Genomic DNA, 17,759 nt, shown 5'->3' with positions numbered 1-17,759 from the left:
AGGATGACAAGTCCGACGCCGAGCCCGCCGATATAGGCCTGTCCCTCGCCGCCGATATTGAACAGCCCGGCATGAAAGGCGACGGCGACGGCGAGGCCGGTGAAGATGAAATTGGTCGTGTAATAGAGCGTGTAGCCGATGGCCTCGTCATATCCGAAAGCCCCGTACAGCATGACGTCGAGCGCTTCGATCGGATTTTCGCCGAGCGCCAGGATGACAAGGGCGGAGACCGCAAGCGCGGCCAGGATGTTCAGGGCCGGGATGACCCCGACATCGACCCATTTCGGGAGCTTGATCGGCTGGCTCATGCGGCTTTGTCACCCTCGGGGTTGCCCTGAGGGGCACCGTCTTCTGAAATATTCGCCATCATCAGGCCGATGCGCTGCGGGTCCGCGTCGGCGGCCATCATCTCGCCGACGATGCGGCCGTCTGACATGACCAGAATGCGGTCGGACAGGGACATGATTTCGTCCAGCTCGACGGAGACGAGCAACAAAGCCGCGCCCCGGTCGCGCATGGCGACGAGTGTGTTGTGGATGAACTCGATGGCGCCGATATCGACGCCGCGCGTCGGCTGGCCGACCAGCAGCAGCTTCGGCTCGGTCTCCAGCTCCCGGGCCAGCACGACCTTCTGCTGGTTGCCGCCGGAGAACATGGCGGCGGCCAGATGCGGGTTCGGCGGGCGCACGTCATAGCGCTCCATCTCCGCCGTGCAATCGGCGATGGCGGCGTCCCGGTCCAGCAGCATGCCGTTGTTGAACTGCTCCCAGCCATGATGCCCGAGGATGTGGTTCTCGTGCGCCGGGAAGGCGGTGACCAGGCCCATATGGTGCCGGTCTTCCGGGACATGGGCGATGCCGAGACTGCGGGCTTCGTGCGGATTGTAGGGCGTCGCGGCGGAGACGGTGCGGGTGCCGCTGATCGAGAAGGAGCCGTCGGAGAGCGGGCGGATACCGGCAAGCGCCTGGAGCAGCTCGCTCTGTCCGTTTCCGGCGACACCGGCGATGCCGACGATCTCGCCCGCGCGGACCGTGAAGCTGGCGGCCTTGACCCGCCCGACGCCCTGGCTATCGGTAACGGTGAGGCCGTCGACATGCAGGACGGTCTCTCCGATCTTCGGCTCGGCCTTGTCCACGCGCAGCAGGACCTTGCGGCCGACCATCAACTCGGCAAGTTCCTCGGCGCTGGTTTCCGATGTTGCCCGGTGGGCTACCATCTCGCCGAGGCGCATGACGGAGACGCTGTCGGTGGCGGCGAGGATCTCGCGCAGCTTGTGGGTGATCAGGATGATCGTGACGCCGCGCTCCCGGAGCGCATCCAGAATCTCGAACAGCCGGTCGGCTTCCTGCGGCGTCAGCACGCCGGTCGGCTCATCCAGCACGAGAATGCGGCAGCCGCGAATGAGCGCCTTGAGGATCTCGACCCGCTGCTGCTGGCCGACCGAAAGCTCGCCGACAAGTGCATCCGGATCGACCGTGAGGCCATAGTCGCGGGACAGCCGCGCCAGTTCGGTCCGGGCGGCCTTCGCGCCCTTGTCCAGCAGGGCGCCGCCTTCGGAGCCGAGCATGACATTGTCGAGCACGCTCATGGTGTCGACCAGCATGAAATGCTGATGCACCATGCCGATGCCGAGATCGATGGCGGCCCGGCTTGAGGCGATGGTGACCGGCGTGCCGTCGACCAAAATTTCCCCGGCATCGGCATGATAGAAGCCGTACAGGATCGACATCAGAGTCGATTTCCCCGCGCCATTCTCGCCGACGATGCCGTGAATGGTTCCGGGCATGACGCGCAGATCCACATTCCGGTTCGCCTGCACGGGGCCGAAATTCTTGCAGATGCCCTGCAGCTCGATGGCGGGCGGCGGCGTGCCGCCGCCCGTCACGTTACCGCCCGCCATGGGCCGGTGATGATCGGAGGTCATGTCGACTGATACGTGGCCGTCAGTACGGACAGGTATTGTCGGCCATGTAGTCGTGCACCGTGATCTCGCCGGATTTGATGCCCGCCTCGGCCTTCTCGACCGCTGCTTTCATCTCGTCGGTGATCATCGCCTTGTTGTGCTCGTCCAGTGCCCAGCCGACCCCGTTATCGCCGAGGCCGAGAACATTGATGCCCGGCTTCAGCTCACCGGCCTGTGCTTCCTTGAAGACCCGGTAGGCGGCGATATCGACGCGTTTCAGCATCGAGGTCAGCATGATACCCGGATGCAGGTAGTTCTGGTTGCTGTCGACGCCGATGGCTTTCTTGCCTGCGTCTGCTGCGGCCTGCAGCACGCCGAGACCGGTGGAGCCGGCGGCGGCGAAGACAATGTCCGCACCACGGTCGAACTGGCTGCGGGCCAGCTCGGCGCCCTTGGTCGGGTCGTTCCAGGCGGCCGGGGTGCTGCCGGTCATGTTCTGCAGAACCTCGATGTCCTTGTTCGCCCACTGGGCGCCGCCGACATAGCCGCAGGCAAAGCGGCGGATCAGAGGAATATCCATGCCGCCGACAAAGCCGAGCTTGCCGGTTTCGGAGGCTTTCGCCGCCAGCACGCCGACCAGGAAGGAGCCTTCATGCTCGTTGAAGACGATGGACTGCACGTTCGGCACGTCGACCACGCTGTCGATGATGGCGAAGCTGGTGTCTGGATATTCCTTGGCGATCTTCTCGATGGCCGGACCCTGGGCAAAACCGACGCCGAGGATCGGGTTGGCGCCCTTGCGTGCCATGCGGCGGATCGCCTGCTCACGCTGGGTTTCGTTGGTCACCTCGAATTCGAGATATTTGACCCCGGATTCCTTGGAGAAACGTTCGACACCTTCATAGACGCCTTCATTGAAGCTCTTGTCGAACTTTCCGCCCATGTCGAACACGACGGCCGGCTTGAACTCTGCGGCATCGGCGGCGGCGCCGATCCCGATTGCGGCAATCGCCGCCAGTACCCACTGTTTCATTATGTGCCATCCCTGTTTATTAAGGCCGTTCAGGGCCTGTTCGCGGATTGCCATCCGTGCCGGTAGTCTAAAAAAGAAAATGGCCGGAGTCCTGCTGCTTTTACCGATCAGTAAAATTGCGGAAAGCCCGCAGATTTCAAAGGCCGCCGGGGATTAGCCGATGAGTGCACCGCGTCTCAAGTCAAAAATGCTGGTTCAGGCCGGATTACGCCAGTGCATGGTGCTTGGTCTGATGGCGACCGTGGTGCGCTCGGGGGATGACGATGCGGGCGCGGTTTATCTCAAGATCAACCGGCTCGGGCCGGGTTTCACCATTCTTGCGCTCGCGCGGGAACTGGATGGCAGCCTGAAATGGCGGTCGCGGACCGGGGACACGCCGGTGCCGGAGGCAGATGCGGACGCGGTGCTGGAACGGGAGCGCCGGATAGATCCGGATATCTGGGTGCTGGAAATCGAGGATCGCGAGGGCCGCAATCCGCTCGAAGACGCGATGTTCTTCTGAGCCTGATCCAGAACCGGCTGTCAGCCGGTTCTGGATCGGAATGATGTTCGTTCAGGTTATTCGGCGTCGGCCGCGACCTGGACCTTGACCATCTTGTCGGGGTCAACCGGCGGCTCACCCTTCTTGATCATGTCGACGAATTCCATGCCTTCGGTGACTTCGCCCCAGACGGTGTACTGACCGTCGAGGAAGCGGGCGTCCTTGAAGCAGATGAAGAACTGGCTGTCGGCGCTGTTCGGGCTCTGGGAGCGTGCGGCGCCGACGGTGCCGCGCTGGAACGGCGCGTCGGAGAATTCGGCGTCCAGCTTCTTGCCGGATCCGCTCATGCCGGTGCCGGTCGGATCGCCGGTCTGCGCCATGAAGCCGTCGATCACCCGGTGAAAGACGATGCCGTCATAAAAGCCTTCGCGGGCCAGTTCCTTGACCCGGGCAACATGCTTCGGGGCCAGGTCCGGCTTGAGTTCGATGACCACGCGGCCGTGGTCGAGATCGATGAAGAGAGTATTTTCCTGATCGCTCAAGGTTTCGATCCTTTTCTGAGTTTCTGGGAATGCGTTTTAGGGAACAGGTGAACCCCGGACTTACTGAGCGTCCGCGGCGACCTGCAGTTTCACGATGTGATCCGGGTTGCGGGGCGGCTCGCCGCGCTTGATCTGGTCGACATATTCCATGCCCTTGGAGACCACGCCCCAAACGGTATATTGGCCGTTGAGGTTCTGGCAGTCCGTGAAGCAGATGAACCACTGGCTGTCGGCGCTGTTCGGATTGCGTGCCCGGGCTGCGCCGACGGTGCCGCGCACGAATGGAGCATTGCTGAATTCCGCCTTCAGCTTCTGGCCGCTGCCACCCATGCCGGTGCCGGTCGGATCGCCGGTCTGTGCCATGAAGCCGTCGATCACCCGGTGAAAGATGATGCCGTCATAGAAATGCTGGCGCGCCAGTTCCTTGACCCGTGCCACATGGTTCGGCGCCAGGTCGGGGCGCAGCTCGATCTCGACGCGGCCATATTCGAGGTCGAGATAAAGCGTGTTTTCAAGATCCGCGGCGCGCGCCGGGCCGGTCAGCAGGACTGCGGTCAGCAGCACCAGCAGTGCGCAAAGGCGATGGGCCATGTATGCCTCCGAGATTAAGCGTTTCCGGCCGCACCATAGACGACCGCGCTCAACGGGCAAGACCGAACAGAGTCTCGGTATCCAGATGGGCTTCGAGATGATCGGCCAGCCGGTCCAGCACGCCATCGATCTCGGCGGTGAAATTCATGCCGGAGAAGTGGGTGGCGCCGAGACCGGCAAGAAAGCTCCGGCGGAAGCTGTCATCGGAGAACATGCCATGCAGATAGCTGCCCGCGATTTGCCCCGAAGGGGAGCAGGCGCCATCCTGATGCGGGCCGGTGCCATCGTCGATGGTGGCGAAGGGACGCGCCCTGTCGGAACCGTCGGTCCGGCCGATATGGATCTCGTAGCCGGAAATAGGCTCCCCCATGGCGGCCCCGGTCATGGCGCTTCCGGTGACGCGGGTCAGGGCCTTTTCCGGAGACAGCACGGTTTCGACATCCAGCAGCCCGAGCCCGTCCGCCGATCCGGCGGGGCCTTCCAGACCGTCCGGGTCATGCACCTTGCGGCCCAGCATCTGGTAGCCGCCACAGATCCCGAGCACGCGCCCGCCGCGCCGGACATGCCCGGCGATATCAACATCCCAGCCCTGAACGCGCAGGTCGGCAAGGTCGCCGATGGTCGATTTTGAGCCGGGAATCAGGATCAGCGCGGCATCGCCGGGCAGGGCGCGGCCGGGCTCCACGATATCGACGGTGATGTCCGGCTCCAGCCGCAGCGGGTCCAGATCGTCGAAATTGGCGATGCGGGAAAGGCGCGGGACGGCGATCTTGATTGGCCCGGCGGCCTCGCGGACCGCGCTTTCAAGGGCAACGGCGTCTTCCGCGGGAAGTTTGCCTGCTTCGGGGAAATAGGGCACCACCCCGAGCGAGGGCCAGCCGGTGCGTTCGGTGACGATGCGCAAGCCTTCGTCGAACAGCGAGACGTCGCCGCGAAACTTGTTGATCAGATAGGCGGCGATACGCGCGCGGTCTGCCTCCGGGATCACCGCGTGGGTGCCGACGAGTGACGCGATGACACCGCCGCGATCGATGTCGCCGATCAGCACCACCGGGCAGTCAACAGCTTCGGCAAATCCCATATTCGCGATATCACCGGCGCGCAGATTGACCTCCGCCGGACTTCCCGCGCCCTCGACCAGAATCAGGTCGGCCTCTTCCTGCAGACGCGCGAAGCTTTCGCGGACAGCGCCCAGCAGGTCCGGCTTCATGGCCTGATAGGCACGGGCCTTGGCGTGGCCCCGTGCCTTGCCCCGCACCACCACCTGGGAGCCGAGATCGGTTTCGGGTTTCAGCAGCACCGGGTTCATGTCGGTATGCGGCTCGACCCCACAGGCACGGGCCTGCAATGCCTGGGCCCGGCCGATCTCGCCGCCATCGATGGTGACGGCGGCATTGTTGGACATGTTCTGCGGCTTGAAGGGGCGAACTGTCAGGCCGTTCCGCGCCGCCAGCCGGCACAGGCCCGCGACCAGCACGGACTTGCCGACATCGGATCCTGTCCCCTGAAACATCAGCGCTTTTGCTGTCATTCTCGCCACGCATTCCCCGTTCATCAATGCAGGCTATACCGCAGGTGATTTTGTTTGTCCTGTTTACGAAATGTTCAGGTTTAACGGGTAAAAAAACACCAAGCACGCGTCATCCCTGACTTCCTCCGGCGGGATCTCGCAGGCAACGGAACACTCGAGCCTTTCGACTTCGCTCCCTCCCTCCCGGCTCGAGCTAGGGCGGTCCTTCGGGACCGCCCGACTTATTTTTCTCCTGAAAATTCATCTGCTTTCAGTGGCTTGCTGGGAAAAGCAAATACAGACCTTTTTTGGTCCTTTATTCTGTATTGACAATCACTCGCAGTAAGCATCATATGCGAATGACTCTCAATTGCGGGTATCGCGCGATGTATGTGTGTCTTTGCAACGGATTTACCAATCGCTGTGTCGACAAGGCTATAGATGCCGGTGCGCGGACGGTTGGTCAGGTGTATCAAAATGTCGGGTGCCGCCCCCAGTGTGGAACCTGCATGAACACCATTCGGGAACAGCTCTCGGCGCGTACGAGCGAGATTGAGATGTCCGCCTCGGATGCCGCATAGGTCCGGGATTAAATACTAACTCATTGTTATATTGAGTGTAATTCGCAATATAGATTTTGCGAACGCCCTTGGAATTATTCTAATCAGTGCTATCTTCGGCTCCGGGACATATATTCTGGAGTAAGGCCTATGAAGGGCGACACTAAGGTTCTCGAATTTCTGAATAACGGTCTGAAGGGCGAATTGACCGCCATCAGCCAGTATTTTCTACACGCCAAGATGTTGCAGGACTGGGGTTTTTCGAAACTCGGCAAGCACGAGTATGACGAATCCATCGATGAGATGAAGCATGCGGAAACGCTTATGGCGCGCATTCTTTTCCTCGAAGGCGTGCCGAACCTGCAGTATCTCGACAAGCTGCTGATTGGCGAGGACGTCAAGGAAATCTTCGAAGGCGACATGAAGCTCGAGCTGGACGGCATTGCCAATTACAAGGCCGGCATCAAGCATTGCGAGGAAGTCGGTGATTATGTGACCCGCGATCTCTTTGCCGAGATCCTCGAGGACGAGGAAGGTCACGTCGATTACATCGAGACGCAGCTCAGCATGATCGAAAAGTTGGGCATGCCCAATTATCTGCTGCTGCAGTCCGACGCGAACAAGATGGACTAACGCAGATCCGGCCACGGATTTGCATCGAGAACCGGGACATCCTGCCAGTCGGGCGGGATGTCCTTTGTTTTAAGGGCAGGCGGTCCGGTGTTTCAGGGACCGGTTGACCTAAGCGTCCACCCTGGCTGCGGCGGGTGATGAGAACGCGGCCTGTGCCAGAAGCATCGTGGCCTGTGCCGTCGCCTGGACGCTGACCTGTTCCATCCACATCCCGAGCCGGGATTCCACCAGATCCATCTGGTGTTGCCGGGCTGCGTTCAGGATGCGCAGGAGCAATTGCTCATCGATACTCAATGGCGCTGTCTCAATCGTGGCGATGGCAAGACGCCGGCGGCTGCCGAGAATCAGGAGTGTCATCATCCGGTTGAGCGGCGCGAGAGCCGGGACAAGCCCGGAGAACTCAAACGCGTCGAGAACGGAGCCTGTCGCGCAACGCCGTTCCTTGTGCGCGTGCATCCATTGCCGCATGCCCCAGAGGATCAGGGTTTCGAATTCATCGAGCGTGGGTGTCGCCAGTATTGAAGGGAGTGGCCCGCTTCCGGTCCGCGCCTGAATCCCGGTTTGTGCTGTCAGCGAATGCTGCACGATTTATCCCTCCCATCGAATGGTCAGGACAGGTTAGTGATTATGAGAATGAGTTGCAATTAAAAGAATTCATCTCAGGGGCGATCAGGCACGGTTTTTCCAGCCAATTCGAAACAGGCCGAGACGATGGTCTGGAGACCGGCCTCCGGACTCCCCAGCTCCACGGACCTGGCCGCGGCGATGGCCGTTTCGAGAAAGCCGTCATCGCGCGCCGTCCGGACGAGAAACTGCGTCAGTGCCTTGCCGGGAAGCTCCTTCGCCGGATTGTTCAGTACGCGCGTCGCGCCAAGGGTTTCGATCCGCTTGGCCGTGACGAGATGTTCCAGGTTCCAGGGCAGGATGGCCTGTGGTGTTCCGGCCATGGTTCCGGCGACCGCTGTTGAGAGCCCGCCGTGATGCACCAGCAGCCGTGCCCTTGGCATGACCTCGTTGAAGGGCAGGGGCGTCGGGCTGATACGGAACCGGGCGGTGGAGTTCTTACGGGCGGATTCCGCATTGATGCCGCTGATATAGGCCTGCACCTGAAGGCCGCTCTGTTTCAGCGCATCCATTGCCAGCTTCAGAAGCGGGTGGGAATGCGGCATGTAGAAAAACACGCCGTCCGCCGTCCGCTGGTCCTTCGGCAGGGGCGTGATGTCCGTCGGCATGTTGAAGGGCGGGACAGTTTCCTCCGCGCGATGCGCCGCATAGGGATCGACGATGGACAGGGTGAGCGGAAAGGACCGGTCGCCGTGAAAGGCATCGCTCAGATAGGGGAGCTGTTCCTCACCGCGCAATCGCAGCATCTTGTTGATGGTGGCGAGCAGCTTCGCTTCATGTTCCCGGGAAAATTTTTCGAGCGACTCCTGCCAGGGCCGGATCGGCGGCATGGCCTGTCCGCCGGGCGGCATGGTGTAGCCGTTTCCGATGGTCAGGGACGGGATCCGGCCGCGCGCCGCGATATTCATGGTCGGGCTGAAATCACCGATCACCAGATCCGGGCGCACGGCCGCGAAGAGACCGCTCCAGGCTTCGAGGCGGGAGGCCAGGCCGATCTCGTTGCCATAGCCGATCAGGTTCAGGACATCGGCGAAGGAATGGGTCGGGACCGTTCGCGCTTTCGGGTCGGACGGCATGTTCCAGCGCGGGATCGGCAGCAGATGATAGCCGTCCGGCAGCTTGCCTGTTTTCGGATCCCAGAAGCCATCCGCGCGTTCGGTTTCCTGCAGGGCGAGGAAAATTTCCGCGCCCCGTTCCCGAAGCGCGCGGGCGATCGGTTTGATCCTGTTGATGTGGCCGAGTCCGGCCCCAAATTCCCACCCGAATAAAATGCGCATCAACCGTTACTTTTCAGTGCCTTGATTTATTTGCATAGTGACGCTGCAGATTCGGAAAGCAAGCCGGGAAAGAACGGAATATGGAACAGCCGCGGCAATTGCCGGTCGGAGAGGAGATCTTCCTCGATCATATAGCGCATTTCGTGCCGGATATGGCGGAGGCGCATCGCGAGTTTAACCGGCTCGGCTTTGTGCAGACGCCCTATACGGAACACCGCCATATTGTTGGCGAGGAGACCGAGCCGGTGCCGTCGGGCACGGCAAATCGCTGCATCATGCTGCCCGAGGGCTATATCGAGGTGATCACGGTATCGGATGCGTCGACGACGCTTGGCGGGCGGGCGAAAGCCCAGATGGAGCGGTATGTCGGCCTGCATCTGATCGCTTTTGGCTGCGCCGATCCGGAAAGCGTACAGGGCCGGTTGACCCTGACCGGCTTTCACCCGGAGCCCCTGGTGCATCTGAAACGCCCGGTCGGTCTGGCCGACGGGGGAGAGGACGAAGCCTCCTTTACCGTCTGCCGGGTCCGGCCGGAGGACATGCCCGAGGGGCGGGTGCAATATGTTGCGCACCATACCGAGGAGATCGTCTGGCAGGACCGCTGGCTGCATCACGGTAATGGTATTGTCGCGCTCCGGGATGTGGTGGTTGGCGTGGAGACTCTCGACAAGGTGGCTGCACGCTATTGCTGGTTCCTGAACCAGGGCGGCCCGAAGCCGCTGAGCGAGCATGTCTGGCGTATTCCGCTCGACCGCGGCGGCGTGGTGATCGTGGACGAGGAGGGGCTTGGCGCGCTTGTGCCGGATGCGGAATTACCGGAAGACGGTCCTCTGATCGTCGGCTACGGGCTGCTATCCGAAGATCTGGCGAAGACCGAAGCCTTCCTGAAGGAGCGCGGTTTCGCGCCGGAGAGCATGGACGGTTATCTCCGCCTCTCCCTGCCGGAGACCATAGGCGGAACCCTGTTCATCGCGGAAAATGAGGAGAAATTGCCCTGGATCGGGGGATAGAGTCATAAAATCGCCAGCAAATGTGTGTAGAACAGGCTCGTAACGAAACGAGGCTGGGTATTGTGGGTGCTGGTGATGATGATCGAGACCCTGAACGCGAAAGCAACGAGTTGGATCCGATGATCGATGCATCCCTGCCGGAGAACCCGGCTCTTCCAAAACTTGAAGGCCTGGAGCGCCGCCGTGCCTGGTGGCACCTGATGGCGCAGGATCACGGGGTCTTCCGCTCGATCTATTTGAACAAGCATCTGGTGCGGGATGACCTGTGGCGTTCGGCCCAACCGTCGCCGTGGCATCTGGAGCGGCTGGCCAAGGCCGGTTTCCGGACCGTTCTCAATCTGCGCGGCTCGGAGCAGGACAATTACCGCTACCGGCTGGAGCGGGAAGCCTGTGAGCGGCTCGGGTTGAAGCTGATCAGCCTGCCGATCCGCTCCCGCAGTCCGCTGAAGCGGGAGACCATGATCGACGCCATCAATGTCTGGGACCAGCTCGAGGGGCCGACCCTGATGCATTGCAAGTCCGGCGCGGACCGTACCGGACTGATGAGCACGCTTTATCTGCACCTGAAGCACGGCGTGCCGATGCGGGAAGCGATGGACCAGCTTTCCCTGCGCTTCGGCCATATGAGGCAGGGCAAGACCGGTGTTGTCGATTTCGTGTTCGAGACATTCGCCGACCGGCATGAGGAAACCGGGATCACATTCCGCGACTGGGTCGAGACGGAATATGATCCCGATGCCTTGAAGGCGTCCTTCCGCGATCAGTGGTTCTATTCACTGATCGTCGACAAGGTGCTGCGCCGGGAATAATCCGGTCAGGCGGCGATTTTTCCGTTCAGCTCGTCCTCGATAAAGGCCCGGATGACGGCTTCCATGCCTTCATCCTGCGTAAAGCCGAGCGCTGCCGCCTTCTTGGTGTTGAAGGCGGGCGGCCAGCCGCGCACGATCTTTTCGATGAAGGGATCGGGCTCCCAGTCGATCCGCCCCGCCACGGCCGGACCGGCGACATTTTCCAGTGCTTTCGCCATCTCCGCGACAGTGAGCGAGAAGCCGGGAAGCGAGACCGTGCGGGACGCGCCCCAGGCACTGGCTGCCAGATTATGGGCGTGCAGTGTGTTCTCGACGATGCTGCGCGGGGAGGCGAGCCACATCTTGGCGTCTGGCGCCACCGGACAAACAGCGCGCTGCCCCTGCAATGGCTCGCGGAAGATCGAGCTGGCAAAGGTGGAGGCGGCCTTGTTCGGCTTGCCCGGACGCACCACGACAGTCGGGAAACGAAGCGAGCGCCCATCCACGAAGCCGCGCCGGCTGTAGTCCGACACCAGCAGCTCACCGATGGCCTTCTGGGTGCCGTAGGAGGTCGTCGGCGTCGTTGCCGTCATGTCCTCGACGATATTGGGCAGGTCCCCGCCGAAAGCCGCACAGGAACTGGCGAAGACCATTTTCGGCGTGCCGTCGGCTTGCCGGAGAATTTCCAGAATGTTCCGCGTGGCATCCAGATTGACGGCCATGCCGAGTTCGAAATCCTCTTCTGCCCCGGCGCTGACAATGGCGGCAAGATGGAAGACGCTGTCCGTGTCGCCCGGGATGGCCTCGGCCAGCAGGGCGCTGTCCGTGATATCGCCGGAGAGGCTGCGCACCCGGCTATCGTCCGTCAGCGCGGCGGGCGCCGGTACGGTGTCGAGCAGGGTCAGCTCGGTGATGCTCTGCCGGCTGCCGTCGGCGGCGACGATGGCGTTGGAATCGAGCAGGCGGCGGGCCAGTTTCTGGCCAATGAAGCCCGTGGCCCCGGTGATGGTGACCTTCATAGGGACCACTCCTTCTTCCATCCGAGACCATCGACGGTCCCGGCTTCCGGTCGGTATTCGCAGCCGACCCAGCCGTCATAGCCAAGCTCGTCCATCAGATCGAACAGGTAACGATAATTGATCTCGCCGATATCGGGTTCGTGCCGGCCCGGGACGCCCGCGATCTGGATATGCTCGATCAGGTCGAGATAATCCTGCAGGTGAACCGCGAGATTCCCTTCCATGATCTGGCAGTGATAGAGGTCGAACTGCAGCCGGACATTGTCCGCGCCGACAGCCTCGAGGATCGACCGGGCCTGGGCCTGATAATTCAGGAAGTATCCGGGAATATCGATGTTGTTGATCGGCTCGATGATCAGGGTTTTGCCGCGCTTGGCTGCGATCGGAGCCGCCTGACGCAGATTGGCTATCAGGGTTTCCGTACAGGCCTCGCGGGAGACGCCGTCGGGGACAAGGCCGCTCATCACATGCAGGCGCGGGCAGTCGAGCGTGACGGCATAATCGAGCGCCTGTTCCAGCGCCGCGCCGAAAGTATCTTCCCGTCCCGGAATTGCCGCGAAACCGCGCTCCCCCGCTTCCCAGTCACCGGGCGGCAGATTGAAGAGCGTCTGCTCAAGACCGGCGTCCTTCAGGCGTGTGTTGATCGTTTCGGCCGGGAAATCATACGGAAACAGGAACTCGACACCCTTGAACCCGGCATCGGCCGCAGCCTGGAAACGGTCAAGGAACGCATGCTCCTGAAACATCATGGATAGATTGGCTGCCAGTTTTGGCATGAATACCCCCTTGGTTGCCGGTCCTTGAAATTGCCGGTTGAAGCGCGGTCCCGCGCTTGATTGGAGACGCAGCCTACAGCAGACTGCGCTGCTCAATCCAGAAACTGATTTGTTAAGGGAGGCATGCGGTTATGGCGCCTATTCTCGGCTGTATCGCGGATGATTTCACCGGGGCGACCGACCTCGCGAACATGCTTGTGCGCGGCGGCATGCGGACGGTGCAGCTGATTGGCGTGCCCGATGGAAAGACTCCGCTGCCCGATGCGGATGCCATCGTCGTTGCCCTGAAATCGAGAACAAATCCGGTGAAGGAGGCGGTCGCTCAGTCACGCGCCGCGCTGAAATGGCTGCAAAATGCAGGCTGCCGGCAGTTTTTCTTCAAATATTGCTCCACATTCGATTCGATCGACGAGGGCAATATCGGGCCGGTGACGGATGCGCTGATGGCGGATCTGAAGACGGACTTCACGATTGCCTGTCCGGCCTTTCCCGAGACGGGGCGGACGATTTTCAAGGGGCATCTGTTCGTCGGCGATCAGCTTTTGTCCGACAGCCCGATGCGGAATCACCCCCTGACACCGATGACGGACAGCAATCTTGTGTCGGTCCTGCAACGACAAACTAAAAATCCAGTTAAGATGATCCAGTTCGCTACCGTCGAAGCCGGTCCGGAGGCAATTTCGGCGGAAATCGAGGCGTTGAAATCGGCCGGAGGTGGTATCGCCATTGTGGATGCCGTTCTTGATCGTCATTTGTTTTCAATAGATTGCGCTCTGACTGATCTTGCGCTGATCACCGGTGGGTCCGGTATCGCCATCGGCCTTCCCGAGAACTACCGGCGGCAGGGTCTGCTGGGGGAAACGGCTGGAGCGGATGCCGTTCCGGCGGTTCCGGGGCATGCCGCTGTGCTTGCCGGAAGCTGTTCCGTTGCGACGCTCGGGCAGATCGAGCGGTTCAAGGCGGACTATCCATCCGTTGGCATCGATCCGCTGCGTCTGGCGGATGGCGAGACTGTGGTGGAAGAAGTGCTCGACTGGGCGCGCGAAAAGATTTCGGCGGGTCCGGTACTGGTTTATGCCAGCCAGCCGGCGGAAACGGTGCGTGCGGTGCAGGACCGTCTTGGCCGCGCGGAGGCTGGCGCACTGGTCGAGGAGGCCATGGCCGCGATTGCCAGGGGGCTGGTCGCGTCAGGTGTGCGGCGCCTGGTCGTCGCGGGTGGGGAGACTTCCGGCGCCGTTGTGTCCGCGCTGGGTGTGACAGGGCTGCGGATCGGGGCGCAGATCGACCCCGGCGTTCCGGCGACGGTCTCTCTGGGCGACGAGCCCATCGCGCTGGCGCTCAAGTCCGGTAATTTTGGCGGTACGGACTTCTTTGCCAAGGCACTGGCGGCCATGCCGTAACCGCTCTGATGCCGGGGGCTAGGTCTGGATTGCGGGGAAGACGAGAGAGACGGAGGTGCCGAAATTCGGATTGCTCCTGATTTCAATCTCCACGCCATAGGGGGCGAGCTGGGCTTTCATGATCGACAGGCCGCGGCCTGTGCCGAGCTCGCCATCTGATCCTTCCGCCGGCTTGACGGGCAGAAACTGGAGAACTTTCGAGAGTTTCTCCGGTGACATTCCCACCCCGGTATCGCGCACCACCATGATAACGGCACCGGATTTAGGGTCGCACTTGCCGATGACTGCGATGGTTCCGCCGGAAGATGTGAACTTGATGGCATTCGTAATCAGATTGCCGAGGACATCTTCAAGGATGGTTTGGGGAATAGGCAGGGAGGGAAACCCCCGCTCGAACTGGACATACAGAGAGACATTTTTCTCTTCCGCCAGTGCCGCATAGCGTTCGACCACGATGCTTGAAACAGCGCTCGCATCTGTCGATGGCGCTGGCCCCGGATCCGGCATGCCCGTTTCATCTCCGTCAAGCAAGCGGTCGCAGATTCGCACCAGGGCCTCGGCGGCATCATGGGCTACCGTTGAGTAGCGCTGATATTGCGGATGGCTGTGTGGCCCGTGCTTTTCGGCCTTCAGGAGATGTGTATAGGCACGCAGCGCATTCAACGCATTGCGCATTTCGTGCGCAATGTCGGCCACGAATTCCTTGTCGCCGCCAAGGGCTGTCTCTGTTTCCGTGCCATCCACAGAGGAGGGAGCATCGGGTATATGCGTCTTCTTCATATTTATACATGCCGTTTGTCATCGGTTCATGGTAACGACACCGCAGCATGAGACTGTTCTTTTATTCGGTTTCGGTGCAATGCATGCCGGTGGGTCACTGAGCGACTGTTTATCAAGCGTTGCATACTTTTGTATTACAACGCAGCCATCATGTTCGCACCGAAACCAAAAAATTTTTATTAATGGGACTCGCGCATGATCGGGGTTCCGCTCCTGCCGACGAGGAAATCCAGGTCCGCGCCCTTGTCGGCCTGCTCCACATGCTCAACGTAGAGTTTGGAATATCCCCTGTCATAGGGCGATTCAAACCCCGGCCATGCGGCCCGCCGGCGCTCCATTTCCTCGTCTGAAACATCCAGATGCATGCGCCGTGCGTCGACATCGACCTCGATCATGTCGCCGTTCTGCACGAAGGCGAGCGGCCCGCCGGCAGCGGCTTCCGGCGCCGAATGCAGGATCACGGTGCCATAGGCGGTGCCGCTCATCCGGGCGTCGGAAATCCGGATCATGTCCTTGATGCCTTTTTTCAGGACTTTCGGCGGAAGGCCCATATTCCCGACCTCGGCCATGCCGGGATAGCCTTTCGGGCCGCAGTTCTTCAGGACCATGATGCAGGTCTCGTCGATATCGAGATCCGGATCGTCGATCTTCTCCTTGTAGTCCTCGATGGTCTCGAAAACCACGGCCCGGCCGCGATGCTTCATCAGTTCCGGCGATGCGGCGGACGGCTTGATGATAGCGCCGTCGGGGGCGAGGTTGCCGCGCAGGACGGCGATGCCGCCATTCGGCTTGAACGGCTTGTCCAGCGGGAAGATGACTTCCCGGTTCCAGCACTCCGCGTCCTTGTTGTTTTCCCAGAGCGTCCGCCCGTTCACCGTCATCGCATCCTTGTGGATGAAGCCTTCAAGCTCCCGGATGATGGCGGGCAGGCCGCCGGCATAGAAGAAATCCTCCATCAGGAACTCGCCGGACGGCATCAGGTTCAGCAGGCAGGGCACGTCCCGGCCCAGCCGGTCCCAGTCATCCAGCGTGATGTCGATGCCCATGCGACCGGCGATGGCCAGCAGATGCACAACAGCATTGGTCGAGCCGCCGATGGCGCCGTTGACCATGATGGCATTCTCGAAATTCTCGCGCTTCAGCACATCGGAAAGTTTGATGTCCTGGCGCACCATTTCGACGATCCGGCGTCCGGCCATCTGGGACAGCACATTGCGCCTGGAATCCACGGCGGGAATGGCAGCGTTGTGGGGCAGGCCGGCGCCGAGGGATTCCACCATGGAGGCCATGGTGGAGGCGGTGCCCATGGTCATGCAGTGACCGGCGGAGCGGGCATTGTCCTGTTCAGCATCCATGAAATCCTGCAGGGTCATTTCGCCCGCACGGACCATTTCCGAGAATTTCCAGACATGAGTCCCGCTGCCGACCAGCTCGCCCCGGTAGTGACCGTTCAGCATCGGGCCGCCGGAGACGGTGATCGTCGGCAGATCGCAGCTCGCCGCGCCCATCATCAGCGACGGCGTGGTCTTGTCGCAGCCGACCAGCAGCACGACGCCATCCATCGGCAGGCCGCGGATGGCTTCCTCGACATCCATCGAGGCGAGGTTGCGGTACAGCATGGCCGTCGGCCGGAGCTGGCTTTCGGAGGTGGAGAAGACCGGGAATTCAACCGGCATGCCGCCGGCTTCATAGACGCCGCGCTTCACCCGTTCCGCGATATCGCGGAAATGGGCGTTGCAGGGATTGAACTCGGACCAGGTATTGCAGATGCCGATCACCGGGCGCCCGTCGAACATGTCGGCGGGAATGCCCCGGTTCTTCATCCAGGAGCGGTGCGCCCAGCCGTCTTTATCGGCTTTTCCGTACCAGTCGGACGAGCGCCGTTTGCCCTTGTCCGGATCGTTCTTGTTCGAATTGTCCCTGTTCGAATTGTCAGCGGCCATTGCGCCGGTCTCCCCCTTGACCATCGTCCGGTTTTAGCGCCGGACGTTTTTTTTCATCTATTGCGAACCGTCTCACCGGTTCGCAACAGGGTCAAGGTGGTGACTGCGTAATGCGGCGGCTCAGCCGTTTTTAGCGGCCCAGTCCGTCAGCTTGGTCATGAATTCAACGCATTCCTCGACCTGGGAGATCTCGATGAACTCGTCCGGCTGGTGCGCCTGCTGGATGTAACCGGGGCCGAAGATCACGCCCGGGACGCCGGCCTGTTGGAAGAAGCCAGCCTCGGTTCCGAAGGAGACCGCGCCGGACTGGTTGAGGCCGGTCAGGTGGCGGATCAGGTCTTCGGCGGCGGATTCCGTGTCCGGTACGAGTGGCGGCACGTCATTGACCAGTTCCATGGTCACGCCGGCTTCCGGAGAGACGGCCTTCAGGGCCGGGTTCAGCTCGCTCTCGATATAGTCGCGGACACGCTGCTCGATGACTTCGCCGTCATCGCCCGGATGCAGCCGCATGCCCCAGCGGAATTTGGTGAATTCCGGGATGATGTTGTGCGCGGTGCCGCCTTCGATGACGCCGAGATCGATGGTGGTGTAGGGCGGATCGAACGGGCTGTCCTCATGCGCGTTCTCGCGCAGTTCGGTCTGGATCTGTTCCAGCAGATTGATGATCCGGGCGGCGAACATGATGGAATTGGCACCGCGATGCGGCTCGCTGGAATGGCCCGGTACGCCACGGACAACGACGGAGAGGCTGCGGCTGCCCTTGTTGCCGCCGATGATCTTCATGCCGGTCGGCTCGCCGACCACAACGGCGATCGGCAGCGGCAGGTTCTCGGCCATGTCCTTGATCAGGCCGCGCACGCCGATGCAGCCGATCTCTTCATCGTAGGAA

17 protein-coding genes and 1 pseudogene are annotated in these 17,759 nt (G+C 61.5%); 5 read left to right on the top strand and 13 right to left on the bottom strand.

Going from position 1 to position 17,759, the window contains the following annotated elements; translation table 11 throughout:
* From AAC126_RS17640 to AAC126_RS17630, 3 genes and pseudogenes are all read right to left on the bottom strand, one after another.
* A pseudogene (locus tag AAC126_RS17640) lies at window positions 1-308 on the bottom strand (ABC transporter permease); the annotation flags it as partial.
* Complete coding sequence (locus tag AAC126_RS17635; RefSeq protein WP_339855749.1) at window positions 305-1,924, bottom strand: ABC transporter ATP-binding protein; 1,620 nt, start codon at window positions 1,922-1,924, stop codon at window positions 305-307. The pseudogene AAC126_RS17640 and the gene AAC126_RS17635, both read right to left, overlap by 4 nt.
* A gap of 19 nt (window positions 1,925-1,943) precedes the next feature.
* Entirely contained in the window at window positions 1,944-2,936 is a 993-nt protein-coding gene (locus AAC126_RS17630; RefSeq protein ID WP_339855748.1) for a BMP family ABC transporter substrate-binding protein, read from the bottom strand.
* A 160-nt stretch (window positions 2,937-3,096) separates the two neighbouring features.
* Here AAC126_RS17630 and AAC126_RS17625 point away from each other — a divergent pair, with 160 nt between their 5' ends.
* Window positions 3,097-3,438, top strand: coding sequence for a DUF1491 family protein (locus tag AAC126_RS17625; protein ID WP_339855746.1), 342 nt, complete (start codon window positions 3,097-3,099; stop codon window positions 3,436-3,438).
* A 56-nt stretch (window positions 3,439-3,494) separates the two neighbouring features.
* Here AAC126_RS17625 and AAC126_RS17620 read toward each other — a convergent pair whose 3' ends face one another.
* Genes AAC126_RS17620 through AAC126_RS17610 form a run of 3 tightly spaced genes read right to left on the bottom strand, consistent with a single transcriptional unit; the run spans window position 3,495 to window position 6,081 of the window.
* The gene (locus tag AAC126_RS17620; RefSeq protein WP_339855744.1) at window positions 3,495-3,959 is read right to left on the bottom strand and encodes a peptidylprolyl isomerase; all 465 of its coding nucleotides are present in this window, start codon (window positions 3,957-3,959) and stop codon (window positions 3,495-3,497) included.
* A 60-nt stretch (window positions 3,960-4,019) separates the two neighbouring features.
* Entirely contained in the window at window positions 4,020-4,550 is a 531-nt protein-coding gene (locus AAC126_RS17615) for a peptidylprolyl isomerase (RefSeq protein WP_339855742.1), read from the bottom strand.
* A gap of 49 nt (window positions 4,551-4,599) precedes the next feature.
* Window positions 4,600-6,081, bottom strand: a complete 1,482-nt coding sequence (locus tag AAC126_RS17610) for a cobyric acid synthase (protein WP_339855740.1) — start codon at window positions 6,079-6,081, stop codon at window positions 4,600-4,602.
* A gap of 689 nt (window positions 6,082-6,770) precedes the next feature.
* Between AAC126_RS17610 and bfr the strand changes: the two genes are divergently transcribed.
* Entirely contained in the window at window positions 6,771-7,253 is a 483-nt protein-coding gene (gene bfr / locus AAC126_RS17605) for a bacterioferritin (protein ID WP_339855738.1), read from the top strand.
* Between the two features lie 108 nt (window positions 7,254-7,361).
* Here the strand turns inward: bfr and AAC126_RS17600 are convergent, their stop codons facing one another.
* Both AAC126_RS17600 and AAC126_RS17595 read right to left on the bottom strand, forming a co-directional pair.
* Window positions 7,362-7,838, bottom strand: a complete 477-nt coding sequence (locus AAC126_RS17600) for a hypothetical protein (RefSeq protein WP_339855736.1) — start codon at window positions 7,836-7,838, stop codon at window positions 7,362-7,364.
* 74 nt (window positions 7,839-7,912) lie between these two features.
* Entirely contained in the window at window positions 7,913-9,154 is a 1,242-nt protein-coding gene (locus AAC126_RS17595; protein ID WP_339855735.1) for a nucleotide disphospho-sugar-binding domain-containing protein, read from the bottom strand.
* Window positions 9,155-9,234: 80 nt separating this feature from the next.
* Between AAC126_RS17595 and AAC126_RS17590 the strand changes: the two genes are divergently transcribed.
* Both AAC126_RS17590 and AAC126_RS17585 read left to right on the top strand, forming a co-directional pair.
* Window positions 9,235-10,164 carry a VOC family protein gene (locus AAC126_RS17590; protein WP_339855733.1) on the top strand — a complete coding sequence of 310 codons (930 nt, stop codon included), beginning with the start codon at window positions 9,235-9,237 and terminating at the stop codon, window positions 10,162-10,164.
* A 119-nt stretch (window positions 10,165-10,283) separates the two neighbouring features.
* Window positions 10,284-10,973, top strand: coding sequence for a sulfur transferase domain-containing protein (locus AAC126_RS17585; protein WP_339855731.1), 690 nt, complete (start codon window positions 10,284-10,286; stop codon window positions 10,971-10,973).
* Between the two features lie 5 nt (window positions 10,974-10,978).
* Here the strand turns inward: AAC126_RS17585 and denD are convergent, their stop codons facing one another.
* Both denD and otnI read right to left on the bottom strand, forming a co-directional pair.
* Window positions 10,979-11,971, bottom strand: coding sequence for a D-erythronate dehydrogenase (gene denD, locus AAC126_RS17580; RefSeq protein ID WP_339855729.1), 993 nt, complete (start codon window positions 11,969-11,971; stop codon window positions 10,979-10,981).
* Window positions 11,968-12,747 carry a 2-oxo-tetronate isomerase gene (otnI, locus tag AAC126_RS17575; protein ID WP_339855727.1) on the bottom strand — a complete coding sequence of 260 codons (780 nt, stop codon included), beginning with the start codon at window positions 12,745-12,747 and terminating at the stop codon, window positions 11,968-11,970. Before otnI ends, denD begins: the two co-directional genes overlap by 4 nt.
* A 131-nt stretch (window positions 12,748-12,878) precedes the next feature.
* On the opposite strand from otnI, the gene otnK reads away from it, so the two are divergent.
* On the top strand, window positions 12,879-14,147 hold the full coding sequence (otnK, locus tag AAC126_RS17570) for a 3-oxo-tetronate kinase (RefSeq protein WP_339855725.1): 1,269 nt from the start codon (window positions 12,879-12,881) through the stop codon (window positions 14,145-14,147).
* A gap of 18 nt (window positions 14,148-14,165) precedes the next feature.
* Here the strand turns inward: otnK and AAC126_RS17565 are convergent, their stop codons facing one another.
* The 3 genes from AAC126_RS17565 to AAC126_RS17555 form a co-directional block, all read right to left on the bottom strand.
* Window positions 14,166-14,927, bottom strand: a complete 762-nt coding sequence (locus tag AAC126_RS17565; protein ID WP_339855723.1) for a HAMP domain-containing sensor histidine kinase — start codon at window positions 14,925-14,927, stop codon at window positions 14,166-14,168.
* Window positions 14,928-15,106: 179 nt separating this feature from the next.
* A complete protein-coding gene (gene araD / locus AAC126_RS17560) occupies window positions 15,107-16,870 on the bottom strand; it encodes an L-arabinonate dehydratase (protein ID WP_339855721.1) in 1,764 nt (587 codons plus the stop codon).
* 120 nt (window positions 16,871-16,990) lie between these two features.
* A partial coding sequence (locus AAC126_RS17555) for a M20/M25/M40 family metallo-hydrolase (protein ID WP_339855719.1) occupies window positions 16,991-17,759 on the bottom strand: 769 nt, incomplete at its 5' end.

Source organism: uncultured Nisaea sp., from assembly GCF_963974195.1.
Taxonomy (GTDB): Bacteria; Pseudomonadota; Alphaproteobacteria; order Thalassobaculales; family Thalassobaculaceae; genus Nisaea.
Note: the sequence above shows the minus strand (reverse complement) of the source record. Positions and strands in the feature narration are given on the sequence as shown.

Coding starts and splice junctions, on each gene's coding strand:
- AAC126_RS17635 (WP_339855749.1), bottom strand. CDS start 1,924: ATGACCTCCGATCATCACCGGCCCATGGCGGGCGGTAACGTGACGGGC.
- AAC126_RS17630 (WP_339855748.1), bottom strand. CDS start 2,936: ATGAAACAGTGGGTACTGGCGGCGATTGCCGCAATCGGGATCGGCGCC.
- AAC126_RS17625 (WP_339855746.1), top strand. CDS start 3,097: ATGAGTGCACCGCGTCTCAAGTCAAAAATGCTGGTTCAGGCCGGATTA.
- AAC126_RS17615 (WP_339855742.1), bottom strand. CDS start 4,550: ATGGCCCATCGCCTTTGCGCACTGCTGGTGCTGCTGACCGCAGTCCTG.
- AAC126_RS17610 (WP_339855740.1), bottom strand. CDS start 6,081: ATGACAGCAAAAGCGCTGATGTTTCAGGGGACAGGATCCGATGTCGGC.
- bfr (WP_339855738.1), top strand. CDS start 6,771: ATGAAGGGCGACACTAAGGTTCTCGAATTTCTGAATAACGGTCTGAAG.
- AAC126_RS17595 (WP_339855735.1), bottom strand. CDS start 9,154: ATGCGCATTTTATTCGGGTGGGAATTTGGGGCCGGACTCGGCCACATC.
- AAC126_RS17590 (WP_339855733.1), top strand. CDS start 9,235: ATGGAACAGCCGCGGCAATTGCCGGTCGGAGAGGAGATCTTCCTCGAT.
- AAC126_RS17585 (WP_339855731.1), top strand. CDS start 10,284: ATGATCGATGCATCCCTGCCGGAGAACCCGGCTCTTCCAAAACTTGAA.
- denD (WP_339855729.1), bottom strand. CDS start 11,971: ATGAAGGTCACCATCACCGGGGCCACGGGCTTCATTGGCCAGAAACTG.
- otnI (WP_339855727.1), bottom strand. CDS start 12,747: ATGCCAAAACTGGCAGCCAATCTATCCATGATGTTTCAGGAGCATGCG.
- otnK (WP_339855725.1), top strand. CDS start 12,879: ATGGCGCCTATTCTCGGCTGTATCGCGGATGATTTCACCGGGGCGACC.
- AAC126_RS17565 (WP_339855723.1), bottom strand. CDS start 14,927: ATGAAGAAGACGCATATACCCGATGCTCCCTCCTCTGTGGATGGCACG.
- araD (WP_339855721.1), bottom strand. CDS start 16,870: ATGGCCGCTGACAATTCGAACAGGGACAATTCGAACAAGAACGATCCG.